Here is a 12,845-nt window from a genome sequence, read left to right on the forward strand (position 1 = left end):
ACATCGGCCATTCGCCGCGCGTCGACGGCCCTTCCACCCCAGTCAAGGGCCGCTCCGGCAGGCCCACGGAGCCTTGCATGTCCAACCGCCTCAATGCCACGCCGAATGATCTGCGCGCCTTCTGGATGCCGTTCACCGCCAACCGGCAGTACAAGAAGGAGCCGCGCCTGTTCGTTTCGGCCAAGGACATGCACTACCAGACCCATGACGGGCGTACCGTGCTCGACGGCACGGCGGGACTCTGGTGCGTCAATGCCGGCCATTGCCGTCCGCTGATCACCGAGGCGATCCGCGAACAGGCCGGCATCCTCGACTACGCGCCGGCCTTCCAGCTCGGCCACCCCAAAGCCTTCGAGCTTGCCAACCGCCTGGTCGACATCGCGCCGCCCGGCTTCGACCACGTGCTCTACACCAATTCCGGCTCGGAATCGGTGGATACGGCGCTGAAAGTCGCGCTTGCCTATCACCGGGTGAAGGGCGACGGGTCGCGCACGCGCCTCATCGGCCGCGAGCGTGGCTATCATGGCGTCAATTTCGGCGGAATCTCGGTCGGTGGCATCGTCACCAACCGCAAGATGTTCGGCACGCTCCTGACGGGCGTCGACCACATGCCCCACACCCACCAGCCGGACAAGAACGCTTTCACCAAGGGTCAGCCGGAGCATGGCGGCGACATCGCCAGCGAACTGGAGCGCATCGTCACCCTGCATGACGCCTCGACGATCGCTGCCGTCATCGTCGAGCCGGTTGCAGGCTCCACGGGCGTGCTCGTTCCGCCGAAGGGCTATTTGCAGAAGCTGCGCGAGATCTGCACCAAGCACGGCATTCTGTTGATCTTCGACGAAGTCATCACCGGCTATGGCCGTCTCGGCACGCCCTTCGCCGCCCAATATTTCGACGTCATGCCCGACATGATCGTGACCGCCAAGGGGCTGACCAACGGCGTCATCCCGATGGGCGCCGTCCTCGTCACCGCCGCGATCCATGATGCCTTCATGCAGGGTCCGGAACACATGATCGAGTTTTTCCACGGCTATACCTATTCCGGAAATCCGATCTCTTCCGCCGCAGCACTGGCTACCCTCGACACCTACCGCGACGAGGGGCTTCTGACCCGTGCGGCGACGCTCGCGCCCTATTGGGAGAAGGCGCTGCACTCGCTGGCCGATTGCCCGCACGTGGTCGATATCCGCAATATCGGTCTCATCGGCGCGATCGAGCTGGCGCCGATTGCCGGAGAGCCGACCAAGCGGGCCTTCTCGGCCTTCCTGAAGGCCTATGAGAGCGGCTTCCTGATCCGCACCACCGGCGACATCATCGCGCTTTCGCCGCCGCTGATCATCACCGAGGCACAGATCGACGAGCTCGTCGAAGGCATCCGCGCCGTGCTGAAGGCCAATATCTAAAGGCACAGGGGCGCCGCCCGGCGTGGCGCCCCGATCCCCGCGTTAGGCCATCGTCCCGTGAGCCTCCCCGACCACCACCCCTTCCCCTTCGACCCCACCTACGGGCTGAACGAGGCAGCCCTGCGCACCGTGGCGGGGCCTGAGGAGGCGGACGGGTTCGACGCCTTCTGGCAGGCGCGTTACGCCCGCGCCCGCGCCGTGGCGGCTGATCCCGTCGTTTCGAAGCCTGTGCCAAGCGCGGGCCCCTGGATCGTTTCCGACATCCGGTTCACCTCGACGGACGATCAGACGATCGGCGGCTGGCTGCTGCTCCCGCGCGACGGCAAGGTCAAGCGTGGTCTCATCGTCGGCCATGGCTATGGCGGCCGCGATGCGCCGGATCTCGATCTGCCTGTCCGCGAGACGGCGGTGCTCTTCACCTGTTTCCGCGGCCTTTCCCGAAGCCGGACCAAGCCTATCCCCGACGAGGCCTCCGGCCATGTCCTGTATGGGATCGACGATAGGGACCATTATGTGATCGGAGGCTGTGTCGAGGATCTGTGGGTCTCGGTGAGCGCGCTGACGGCGCTCTTTCCCGGAATCGGGTCCCGCATCGGCTATAGCGGCATCAGTTTTGGCGGCGGGATCGGCGCACTCGCCCTGCCTTATGATGACCGGATCGACCGCGGCTTCCTGGAGGTTCCGACCTTCGGCAACCGGCCGCTCTGGCTGAGCCTGCCGACCATCGGCAGCGCCAACGCCGTTCAGGCCTATGCCGCAACCCATCCCGAGGTCGCCGAGACCCTTCGCATTTTCGATGCAGCGATTGCTGCACGTCGCCTCGACAAGCCGATGCTGGTGGCTGCCGCCCGGTTCGACCCGGCCGTGGCGCCCCCGTGCCAGTTCTCGGTCGCGAATGCGCTGCCCAAGCGCCGCCATCATGAAATCTTCATCCTCGACGCCGGGCATTTCGAGTACCCTGGCGAAGCGGCGCAGAAGCGGGTTCTGCGGGAGAAGGTTGGGCGGCTTTTCGACACATGAAGCGTGAGTATCATCGCTGGTATAGTCACAGGCTCCATCGCGATATGGAACTGCTCGTCTTCGGCGAGCACGGCGCCAAGGTGCTGATGCTGCCGACCCGAGACGGTCGGTTCTTCGAATATGAGGAGCGCGGCATCGTCGCGAGCCTCCAACACAAGGTCGAGGCCGGGCATCTGCAGCTCTATTGCCTGGATGGCATCGCGCAGGAAAGCTTCTACGATCGCGGCAAGCATCCGGCCGATCGAATCCGCCGCCATGCGGCCTATGAAGAGTATATCCTGAACGAGGTCCTGCCGCTGATGGCGGCGAAGAACCCTTTCGGCGCGACGATCATCCAGGGCTGCAGCCTGGGTGCCTTCCAGGCGGCGAGCCTCTTCTTCCGTCACCCGCATCTCTTCGACAAGCTCGTCGCCTTTTCCGGCCGCTATGATCTGAACATGCGCGTGGAGGATTTCGACGATCTCTTCGATGGCCATTATGACGACGAGATTTATTACCGCACGCCCTCGCACTTCCTGCCGGGCATGGCATCCGAAGACTCACTGAACACGCTGCGGCGCCGCGACATCGTGATGACCATCGGCCGCGACGATCCCTTTCTCGGCAACAATCTGGCGCTCTCCCACCTGCTTGCCGCCAAGGGAATTCCTCACCGGCTGCATCTCTGGGACGGCCGTGCGCACCGCGCCTCCGCCTGGCGGAAGATGGCGGCACTCTACGTGTAGATCGCTCAGGCCGCCTTGTCGGCCAGCATGGCAACCAGAACGTCGGATTGTGAGACGATGCCGACCAGTTTTTCGCCGGCGTCGATCGCCGGCAGGTAATGCAGGCCCTCTTCCGCGAAGAGCACGATCGCCTCGCTGATCGGCATGTCCGGGGAGACGGTGCGCACCGGCCGGGTCATGATGTCCTTGACGATGCCGTTCGGCGCGCTGGCGCCGGCAAGCGCGAGCCTGAGCCTCTGACGAACGCCGATGCCCGGCCGTCCACCCCGCCAGTCCGCCCGGTCGAGCAGATCGGTCTGGGTGACGATGCCGAGGATGCGCGCCTGGTCGTCGGTCACCGGGAGAGCCTTGATATGGTGCCTAGACATCAGCGCATGCGCCTCGCGGAGCGGCGCGTCGGGGGCCACCGCCACGACATCGCGCGACATGATCTCACCGCAGCGGGTCATGCCGGAGCGGCGGCGCAGCGAGCGCAGTTCGGTGCGCCGCAGGATCAGCTCCAGATCCTCGCGATTGATGTCGATCACCGCATCCATGTCTCTGAGCACGCTGTCGAGATCCTCGCTCGCAAAGCCGATGCGATCGAGCTGCGGCGGATCCTCGGTCTTGTGCGGATGGCGGGGTGCCGCAAGGCTATGCGGATAGCTGCGCCTGGCGAGGCGATTATAGGCGAGCGCGGCAATCAGCAGCAGCAGCGAATTGCCGAGGACTGGCCAAAGCACGAAACCATAGCCGAGCTGATGGATGGCCGGTCCGCCGAGAACGGCCGTCAGCGCCACCGCGCCGCTTGGCGGATGCAGGCAGCGCAGCGCCAGCATGGCGGCGATCGCCAGGCCGATCGCCAGCGCGGCGGCAAGCAAGGGATCCGGCACCAGCGCGGCCGCACTAACGCCGATCAGACCGGCCACCAGATTGCCGACAAGCAGGTTCCAGGGCTGGGCAAGCGGGCTGGAAGGGACGGCAAAGAGCAGAACGGCCGAAGCCCCCATGGGCGGGATGAGAAGCGGCAGAGGCGGACCGGCAAGGAGCAGCGCAAACGCCGCCGCAAAGCCGATGCCGACCAGCGCGCCAAGACCGGACCGGATGGCCTCCCGGCCGCTGACGGCACCGGATGCCGGGCTGAAGCCGCGCAGGAGCGGCACAAGGTCGCCAAGGTCGAAGGATCTGATCATCGGGATTCCGCGGTATGTGCCTATGCTGACTTACCAAGAGCGCGCCCTCGTCGTCCAGTTGCCGATAGAGGCGCTTTCGCTGGCGCCGCAACCTGGTCTAGGATCGGTGAGCCCTCATGGAGATGCTGATGATCCCTTCCCTCCCCGACCTGATCGACCAAGGAACCGGCCGGGTGCCGGCCGACCTCGTGCTCAAGAACGGCCGCTTCTTCGATCTCGTCACGGGCGAGCTGGTCTCTTCCGACATCGCCCTCTGCGGCGACCGGATCGTCGGCACCTGCGGTCGCTACGACGGGCGCGAGGAGATCGACATTGCGGGCCTCACCGTCGTGCCGGGCTTCATCGACACGCATCTCCACATCGAATCCTCGCTCGTCACCCCGCATGAATTCGACCGCTGCGTGCTGCCCTATGGCGTGACGACGGCGATCTGCGATCCGCATGAGATCGCCAATGTGCTGGGCACCGAGGGAATCCGCTTCTTCCTCGACTCCGCCGAACAGACCATCATGGATGTGCGGGTCCAGCTCTCCTCCTGCGTGCCCGCCACCCATCTGGAAACCTCGGGCGCCGATCTGCCGATCGAGGCGTTGCTGCCGTTCCGCGACCACCCGAAGGTGATCGGCCTGGCGGAGTTCATGAACTTCCCCGGCGTCATCCACAAGGATCCGGTCTGCCTTGCCAAACTCGAGGCCTTCCAGGGCGGCCACATCGACGGGCACGCCCCTCTGCTCCGCGGTCTCGACCTCAACGGCTATCTCTCAGCCGGCATCCGCACGGATCACGAATGCACCAGCGCCGAGGAGGCGCTCGAGAAGATCCGCAAGGGCATGCACATCCTCGTGCGGGAAGGTTCGGTGTCGAAGGACCTGCATGCGCTCCTGCCAATCCTCACCGAGCGGCTTTCGCCCTTCCTGGCGCTCTGCACCGACGACCGCAATCCGCTCGACATTGCCGAGGAGGGTCATCTCGACTTCATGATCCGCGAGGCGATCAGGCTCGGCGTCGCGCCGCTTGCCGTCTATCGTGCCGCCTCGATTTCCGCCGCCCGCGCCTTTGGCCTTCGCGACCGCGGTCTCGTCGCGCCCGGTTGGCGGGCCGATCTGGTGGTCGTCGACAGTCTGGAAAGCGCCCGCGCGGCCCATGTCTTTTCCGCCGGTCGCCGGGTCACCGAGGCGCTGTTTGCCACCCGCAAGCCGGTCGCCCCCGTCGGCCTCGACAGCGTCAAGGCCGGGCGGATCGAGCCGGCCGCCTTTGCCGTGCCCTTCACGGATGGCGAGACATCGGTGATCGGCGTCCTGCCCGGCAAGATCATCACCGAACACCGCCGCTTCCAGCTACCGGCCAAGGGCAACGAAACCGGCGCCGATCTCGACCGCGACATCATCAAGGCGGCGGTGATCGAGCGCCACGGGCTGAATGGCAACCACGCCAATGGCTTCGTCCAGGGTTTTGGACTGAAGAAGGGCGCGATCGCCTCCACCGTCGGCCATGACAGCCACAATATCTGTGTGGTCGGCGTCGATGCCGACGACATGGCGCTCGCCGCCAACCGGCTGGGCGAGATCAAGGGCGGCTTCGTGGTGGTGGAAGACGGCCGCGTCACCGGCGAGATCGCACTGCCCGTCGCGGGTCTCATGAGCCTCGAGCCCTATGAAAGTGTCCGCGACACGCTGCAGACGCTCCGCCAGGCCGCCTTCGCCCTCGGCGCCACGCTGCAGGAACCCTTCCTGCAACTCGCTTTCCTCCCCCTCCCCGTCATCCCGCATCTGAAGATCTCGGACAGAGGGCTGGTGGATGTCGATCGGTTCATGCTGATCGGGTGAGATCAGGCCTTGTCGGGCCAGCCATCTGGGAGTTCGTCGCCCTCCTGCGGCGGGACATCCGGCGCAGACCGTAGAAAATAGTCGAGCCCGGCCGCGGTCGCGCCCTTGGCCTTCCTCCTCAAAAACTCTTCTGCGGTTTCGACAGCCCCAATCTTTTGGGCGACTGCGGACGCGATCCAACTGTCGAGCGACACGCCATCTTCCTCGGCTAAACGCTCGGCAGCCGCTTGAAGCGAGATCGGCAACTGAAGAGGATAGGGGCGGATGCTCATGATCTGAAAAGCTCCAGAATGTCGGATGGACGCAACACCATTATACCAAAACGCTCTTCGACTACGAATAGGTCCCGAATGTTGTGCGTGACGAGCGCATCGGCATGGCCATTGACTGCTGCATCGAGAACCAGTTCGTCCGCAGGATCTGATAACTGCGGGCGCCAACGGAAATGTACATTCACAGGCTCAGCAAGCGCCGCGAAATTTGCAAGGGCCTCGTCGGTCGCCACCGCGCGTAATCCGTTGGCTTGATCATGTTCATAACGCTTCAACACCGCCTCGTATTCAAGAAAGAGAGCGATCGTTATCAAAGGAATGATCCTGCGATCTTGGACGAACTGCATCAGCACGCTGGATGCACCGCGTGAACTTCGCCGGCTTGCGACGAGAACGTTCGTGTCGAGAACGACGCGCATCGCCAAAAACTCAGCTGGGGCGCGACGCTAGACCATATACCAACCCCTTCATGTCGAAACCCGCCCGCAAAACGCATCCAGCGCCTCCAGACGGATCTCGCCCTTCTCCAGCGTGGCGGTGTCGAAGCCCGGGAGGGGAAGCACGTCGGAGACGGTCAGGCCCTTGGGCACTGGCACGCTTTGCGGGCCGCGGCGGAGGTTGAAGAGGAAGAGCAGGCGTTCGCCGGCCTTTTCACGGGTAAAGATCAGGATGTCCTGGTTGGTGTCGAGGAAGGTCAGGCCGCCATCATAGAGACTGTCGTGGGCCTTCCGGAAGGCAAGCGTGGCGCGGTAGTGGGCGAGAACGGAGGCATCGTCGGCTTCCTGCACGTCGACGGCCAGCGCCTTGTGGACATCGGGCACCGGCAGCCAGGGCTGGCCGGTCGAAAAGCCCCCATTCGGCGCGCCGGCTGTCCAGGGCATCGGCGTCCGGCATCCGTCCCGGCCCTTGAAAGCCGGCCAGAAACGGATGCCATAGGGGTCGCGCAGTTCGTGCAGCTCGAGCTCCGCCTCGGGCAGCGCCAGTTCCTCGCCCTGGTACAGGCAGATGGAGCCACGCAGCGTCGCCAGCACGGCGATGGCGAGCTTCGCCACCCGTTCGCGCTCGCTCTCCTGCTCGATGAAACGGCTGACATGGCGCTTGACGTCATGGTTGGAGAAGGCCCAGCAGACCCAGCCGTCCCGCACATTGTCCTGAAACGCCGAAACGCAATGGCGGATGTGGCTGGCGGTGAAGTCCGGGCCGAGCAGGTCGAAAGTGTAGCACATATGCAATTTGTCGCCGTCGCTGACATAGGCGGCGAGCGTCTTCAGGGAGCGTCCACCGTCGCCGATCTCGCCGACCGAGCTTCGCCCCTCATAGCTGTCGAGCAGGGCGCGGAAGCGCTTGAGGAAGCCGATATTCTCCGGCTGGGTCTTGTCGTAGAGATGCTGCTGCATGCCGTAGGGATTGACGTCCGGCGCGTCGAGACCGGGCCCATCGTCGTCATGACCGAGCGGCGGGTTGTCGCGCAGCTCCTTGTCGTGGAAATAGTAATTGACCGTATCCAGCCGGAAGCCGTCGACGCCGCGGTCGAGCCAGAAGCGCACGGCGTCCAGCACGGCGTCCTGGACGGCCGGCGTGTGGAAGTTGAGATCCGGCTGCGAGCCCAGGAAATTGTGCAGGTAATATTGCTTGCGTACCCCGTCCCATTCCCAGGCCGGGCCGCCGAAGATCGACAGCCAATTGTTGGGCGCGGTGCCGTCCGGCTTCGCATCGGCCCAGACATACCAGTCGGCCTTGGGGTTGCTGCGGCTCGACCGGCTCTCCTCGAACCAGGGATGCTTGTCGGAGGTGTGCGAGATCACCTGATCGATGATGACCTTGATGCCGAGCGCATGCGCCCGCTCCATCATCGCATCGAAATCGGCGAGCGTCCCGAACATCGGGTCGACATCGCAGTAATTGGAGACGTCATAGCCCATATCGGCCATGGGGGAGGTGAAGAAGGGGGAGAGCCAGATAGCATCGACGCCGAGGCTGGCAATATAGGGCAGCCGCTCGGTGATGCCCTTGATGTCGCCGAGCCCATCGCCCGTCATATCCTGGAAGGAGCGCGGATAGACCTGATAGATCACCGCGCCGCGCCACCAGTCCTTGCCGCTTCTTGCCTCGGCTGCCATCGGGTACTCCTTCGCTCCAGGGATCGAGGGAGAGATGTAAAGCGCGGGTCCGCCGGAGTAAACCGCGCGGCTCCGGCTTTCGGGCTCAGCGCTTTTTCTTGCGGTCCTCGAAGGGATTTTCGGAGGCGCGCAGATGCAGGCGGATCGGCACGCCCGGCATGTCGAAATCCGTGCGCAGGCCGTTGGTGAGGTAGCGGATATAGCTTTCCGGCACGGCATCGGGCCTCGTGCAGGAAATCATGAAGCCCGGCGGCCGGGCTTTGACCTGCGTCATATATTTGAGCTTCAGCCGGCGGCCGGAAACGGCCGGTGGCGGATGCTGGATCTGCTGGCTTTCCAGCCAGCGATTGAGCCGTGCGGTGGAGATGCGCCGGTTCCAGACCTTGTCGGTGTCGATGATCGACTGCATCAGCTTGTCGAGCCCATAGCCGGTCTGCCCCGAGATCGGCACGGCGCGGATGCCGCGCGCCTGCGGCAGGAGTCGCTCGGTCTTTTCGCGCAAATCCGCGAGCAGCGCCTGCGGATCGTCGATCAGGTCCCATTTGTTGAAGGCAAGCACGGCGGCGCGGCCCTCGCGGATCACCAGGTCGACGAGCTGCAGGTCCTGCTTCTCGAAGGGAATGGTGGCGTCGAAGACGATGACGACGGATTCGGCGAAGCGGATCGAGCGCAGGCTGTCGGCGACCGAGAGCTTTTCGAGCTTTTCCTGGACGCGTGCCTTGCGGCGCATGCCGGCCGTATCGAACATCTTGATGGTGCGGCCGCGCCATTCCCATTCGACGGAAATGGAATCGCGCGTGATGCCGGCTTCCGGCCCCGTCAGCAGGCGGTCCTCGCCGAGGAAGCGGTTGATCAGCGTCGACTTGCCGGCATTCGGCCGGCCGATGATGGTGACGCGCAGCGGCTTGCTGTCGTCATAGGCCGGCTCGACCTCGTCCGCCTCCTCACCCGGCGTGTCGCGCACGTCGACATCGGTTTCCGCCTCGTCCACCTCCGGCGGATAGGCGCGGTCCTCGCCGATCGCCGCGACGATCGCATCGCGCAGGTCGAGCATGCCCTGGCCGTGCTCGGCGGAGATCGGGCAAGGGTCACCGAGGCCGAGCGTGAAGGCATCGTAGAAGCCGGCATCCGAGCCGCGCGCTTCCGACTTGTTGGCAACAAGCACCACCGGCTTGCCGCGCCGGCGCAGCATTTCGGCCAAAGTCTCGTCGGCCGGTGTCAGCCCCGCCTTGGCATCGACGACGAAGAGCGAGAGATCGGCCTCGTCGATCGCCAATTCGGTCTGCGCCCACATGCGACCCTGCAGGGTCTCCGGGCCCGACTGTTCGAGGCCCGCCGTGTCGATGATCGTGAAACGCAGGTCGATCAGCCGCGCCTCGCCCGGTCGACGGTCGCGCGTGACCCCCGGCGTGTCGTCGACCAGCGCCAGCTTGCGGCCGACCAGCCGGTTGAACAGAGTGGACTTGCCGACATTGGGGCGGCCGACAATGGCGACGGTGAAACTCATGGAACGTCCGATCAGGCGGCCTTGCCGCTGGAGGCGATGACGTCGAGCATCATCTGGGCACGATTGGCGAGATTGCGCGGCGCTTGCGCATCATCGATGATCTGCTGGAACCAGTCGCGCGCCTTGGCCATGTCGCCGGCCTTCATGGCGGCGAGCCCCAGCACTTCGCGCGCCGAATGGCGCATGCCGTTGCCGGCCACGGCGAGGCTTTCGACCGCGCTCTGCACATCCGCATAGGAGCTGCTGTCAACCAGTAGATAGGCGCTGCGCAGCCGTGCGGCATCGCGCACCGGCTGTTCGACGCTCGTATCCTCGGCGATCGCCTTGAAGGCGGCGGCGGCGGCCGCGACATCGCCCTTCTGCGCCTGCAGCGTGGCGGCGCGCATGCGGGCGAGCAGCGGGTAAGCGCCGTGGCCATCGGCCTCCAGCTTCTCAAGCGCCGCCAGGGCCTCGTCCGGCTTGTTGTCCTTGGCAAGCGTCAACGCGGCGAGGAAGGCATCGCCGGAGGCCGAAGCCGAGCTTTCTTCCCAATAGTCGTAAGCGACCTTCCCGATCGTCCCGACGACGATGAGGATGGCGAGCGCAATGAGGATGCCGCCATAGCGGGTCCAGATCGCCTGTACCTGCTCGGAGCGCAGCTCCTCATTGACCTCACGAATAAAACTGTCGTTCTGATGCGCCATTTCCGTTCCGGCAGACCGGCCTTCCCTTGCGTCACGTCGCCGTTTCCAGCGGTAAGCGGCGCTTCTAGCCTATTTTGCCGCTCTTGTAAGGGGGCAGGCCCATTTCGCCGGGAGAAGGCGCCGCAGCCTGTTGCGTTTCGCGACCGCGTTAGCCCATCGCGATCGGCTGCACGCCGACCAGCCACTCATGCAGCCGCCAGATGAAGGCGAGATAGGCGACGAGGCCGATCGCAACCGCCAGCACATCATAGCGCGCCGACTTGAACACCGGCAGCACCTTCTCGCCCGCCCGCTCTCGGCGCTTGAGCGAGATGCGCACCAGCACGCCCCATGCGAGAAAGGCGCCGAACAGGATGACGGAATTGGTCTCGCCATTGGCCAGAAGATGGGCGGAGGCCCAGATCTTCACGGCAAGCACCTGCGGATGCTTGGTCTTCATGGCAATGTGCCCGGCCGGCAGAAACCCGGCGGCGAGGATGATGAAGGCGAAGATCATCAGCAGCAGGGCCAGATGGCGCAGGAAGACGGGCGGCGTATAGAGCACACCTGTGGTCAGCCGCGATTCGCCATAGCCATAGATGATCAGACAGAGACCGAGCAGGCTGACGAGGCTGTAGAGACCCTTCCAGGCGCCTTCGCCGATCCGTGACACCATGCGGGCGCGGAAATCCGGCACGAAAGCCTGGGTCAGATGAATACCGAGGAAAAGGACGATACCGAGAATGAGAAGCGCCATGTGGGTCTCCATGAGGCGGCAGGGCAAGCAAGCGCCGACCCTAGCGGGAGTGCCAGGAAGAATCCATGTCCTTCACGAACCGTGCCCCTGAATGACCTCCGTCATCTGGCACCTTTCCTTCAACAGATTGCCGCAATGATGCGTCACGTCGCCCCTCCCACTTTGCCCTCGCCCTCTCAAGGCCCTTCCATCATGCCCATGCCCGCTCGCCTGCCATCGCTCGTTGCGCTTACGCTTTCCCTTGCCGTCCAGCCGGCCTTGGCAGAGGGACCGCTTGCCCCTGCAGAAGAGGTCGCGCCCGAGACGCTCGGCAGCGGGCCCGCTATCGTCTCGCCGCAACCGCCCTCCGCTCCCGCTGCACCGCTCGCCTCAGCCCCCCTTCGCGGACCGCAGGCCGCCGACGGCGCGACGACGCAGGTCGCCCCGTCCGCCGCCGTCAATGGTTCTGCCGAGCGGCCGCAACTCGTCATCATTTCCTTCGATGGGGCCCATGACAACCGGCTGTGGGAAAAGAGCTTGGAGATGGGCGCGCGCACCGGCGCGCATTTCACCTATTTCCTCTCCTGCACCTTCCTGATGACCAAGGCGGAGGATGGCCTCCGCTACAAGGCAGCCGGTCACAAGGCCGGCGCCTCCAATGTCGGCTTCGCCCAGTCGAAGGAGGAGATCGCTGCACGGGTCCGCCATATCTGGCGGGCGCATGAGGCCGGCCACGAGATCGCCAGCCATGGCTGCGGCCATTTCGACGGCAAGCTCTGGAGCAAGGCCGATTGGGCGGCCGAGTTCACGGCCTTCCACAAGGCCTTCGACGGCGCCTGGACGGCGGCGAGGATCGAAGCGGAGAAGCCGGAGGGCTGGGAGAGGCTCGGCCGGGCGGTCAAGGGGTTTCGCGCGCCCTACCTTTCCACCAGCGCGGGCCTTGTCCCCGCCGAGCAGGCGGCGGGCTATGCCTATGATGCAAGCCTCACGACCAAGGGGCCGGGCTGGCCGACACTGGAGGGCGGCTTGCAGCGCTTCGGCCTGCCGCTGATCCCGGAAGGTCCCTCGGCGCGCCGCGTGATCGGCATGGACTACAATATCTTCGTCCGCCACTCGATGGGCGTCGAGAACCGCAAGGACAGCGCCACCTTCGAAGACCGCGCGCTCAAGGCCTATCGCGACGCCTTCGACGCCGAATATGCCGGCCGCCGCATTCCGCTGCAGCTCGGCTTCCACTTCGTCGAGATGAATGGCGGCGCCTATTGGCGGGCGCTCGACCGGTTCCTGACGGAAACCTGCCACCGCCCGGCGGTGGCCTGCGTCAGTTATCAGGAGGCATTGCCGCTGATCGAGGCCCGCCGCAAGGCGGACCCCTCAGCCTTTTAGGGGTGCTGGCGAA

Annotated in this window: 12 protein-coding genes; 5 read left to right on the top strand and 7 right to left on the bottom strand. The window is 65.0% G+C overall.

The window, feature by feature from the left end:
* Positions 1-77 precede the first annotated feature (77 nt).
* Genes ACLE20_RS05715 through ACLE20_RS05725 form a run of 3 tightly spaced genes read left to right on the top strand, consistent with a single transcriptional unit; the run spans position 78 to position 3,151 of the window.
* Entirely contained in the window at positions 78-1,406 is a 1,329-nt protein-coding gene (locus ACLE20_RS05715; protein ID WP_410939301.1) for an aspartate aminotransferase family protein, read from the top strand.
* A 57-nt stretch (positions 1,407-1,463) separates the two neighbouring features.
* Positions 1,464-2,426, top strand: coding sequence for an acetylxylan esterase (locus ACLE20_RS05720; RefSeq protein ID WP_410939302.1), 963 nt, complete (start codon positions 1,464-1,466; stop codon positions 2,424-2,426).
* Entirely contained in the window at positions 2,423-3,151 is a 729-nt protein-coding gene (locus ACLE20_RS05725; protein ID WP_410939303.1) for an esterase family protein, read from the top strand. The genes ACLE20_RS05720 and ACLE20_RS05725 overlap by 4 nt, the downstream gene beginning before the upstream one ends.
* A 5-nt stretch (positions 3,152-3,156) precedes the next feature.
* Here ACLE20_RS05725 and ACLE20_RS05730 read toward each other — a convergent pair whose 3' ends face one another.
* On the bottom strand, positions 3,157-4,323 hold the full coding sequence (locus tag ACLE20_RS05730) for an HPP family protein (RefSeq protein ID WP_410939304.1): 1,167 nt from the start codon (positions 4,321-4,323) through the stop codon (positions 3,157-3,159).
* A 128-nt stretch (positions 4,324-4,451) separates the two neighbouring features.
* On the opposite strand from ACLE20_RS05730, the gene ade reads away from it, so the two are divergent.
* A complete protein-coding gene (gene ade / locus ACLE20_RS05735) occupies positions 4,452-6,149 on the top strand; it encodes an adenine deaminase (protein ID WP_410939305.1) in 1,698 nt (565 codons plus the stop codon).
* 2 nt (positions 6,150-6,151) lie between these two features.
* Here the strand turns inward: ade and ACLE20_RS05740 are convergent, their stop codons facing one another.
* From ACLE20_RS05740 to ACLE20_RS05765, 6 genes are all read right to left on the bottom strand, one after another.
* A complete protein-coding gene (locus ACLE20_RS05740) occupies positions 6,152-6,421 on the bottom strand; it encodes a pilus assembly protein HicB (protein ID WP_410939306.1) in 270 nt (89 codons plus the stop codon).
* Positions 6,418-6,840, bottom strand: coding sequence for a putative toxin-antitoxin system toxin component, PIN family (locus ACLE20_RS05745; RefSeq protein ID WP_410939307.1), 423 nt, complete (start codon positions 6,838-6,840; stop codon positions 6,418-6,420). The genes ACLE20_RS05740 and ACLE20_RS05745 overlap by 4 nt, the downstream gene beginning before the upstream one ends.
* Positions 6,841-6,888: 48 nt before the next feature.
* Positions 6,889-8,541 carry an alpha-glucosidase gene (locus ACLE20_RS05750; RefSeq protein WP_410939308.1) on the bottom strand — a complete coding sequence of 551 codons (1,653 nt, stop codon included), beginning with the start codon at positions 8,539-8,541 and terminating at the stop codon, positions 6,889-6,891.
* Between the two features lie 85 nt (positions 8,542-8,626).
* Entirely contained in the window at positions 8,627-10,048 is a 1,422-nt protein-coding gene (gene der, locus ACLE20_RS05755) for a ribosome biogenesis GTPase Der (protein WP_410939309.1), read from the bottom strand.
* A gap of 11 nt (positions 10,049-10,059) precedes the next feature.
* A complete protein-coding gene (locus ACLE20_RS05760) occupies positions 10,060-10,731 on the bottom strand; it encodes a tetratricopeptide repeat protein (protein WP_410939310.1) in 672 nt (223 codons plus the stop codon).
* Between the two features lie 148 nt (positions 10,732-10,879).
* Positions 10,880-11,467: an NnrU family protein gene (locus tag ACLE20_RS05765; RefSeq protein WP_410939311.1), complete on the bottom strand. Its 588-nt coding sequence runs from the start codon at positions 11,465-11,467 to the stop codon at positions 10,880-10,882.
* Positions 11,468-11,659: 192 nt separating this feature from the next.
* Here ACLE20_RS05765 and ACLE20_RS05770 point away from each other — a divergent pair, with 192 nt between their 5' ends.
* Positions 11,660-12,832, top strand: coding sequence for a polysaccharide deacetylase (locus ACLE20_RS05770; RefSeq protein WP_410939312.1), 1,173 nt, complete (start codon positions 11,660-11,662; stop codon positions 12,830-12,832).
* Positions 12,833-12,845 lie beyond the last annotated feature (13 nt).

The sequence above is a fragment of the Rhizobium sp. YIM 134829 genome (assembly GCF_046546455.1).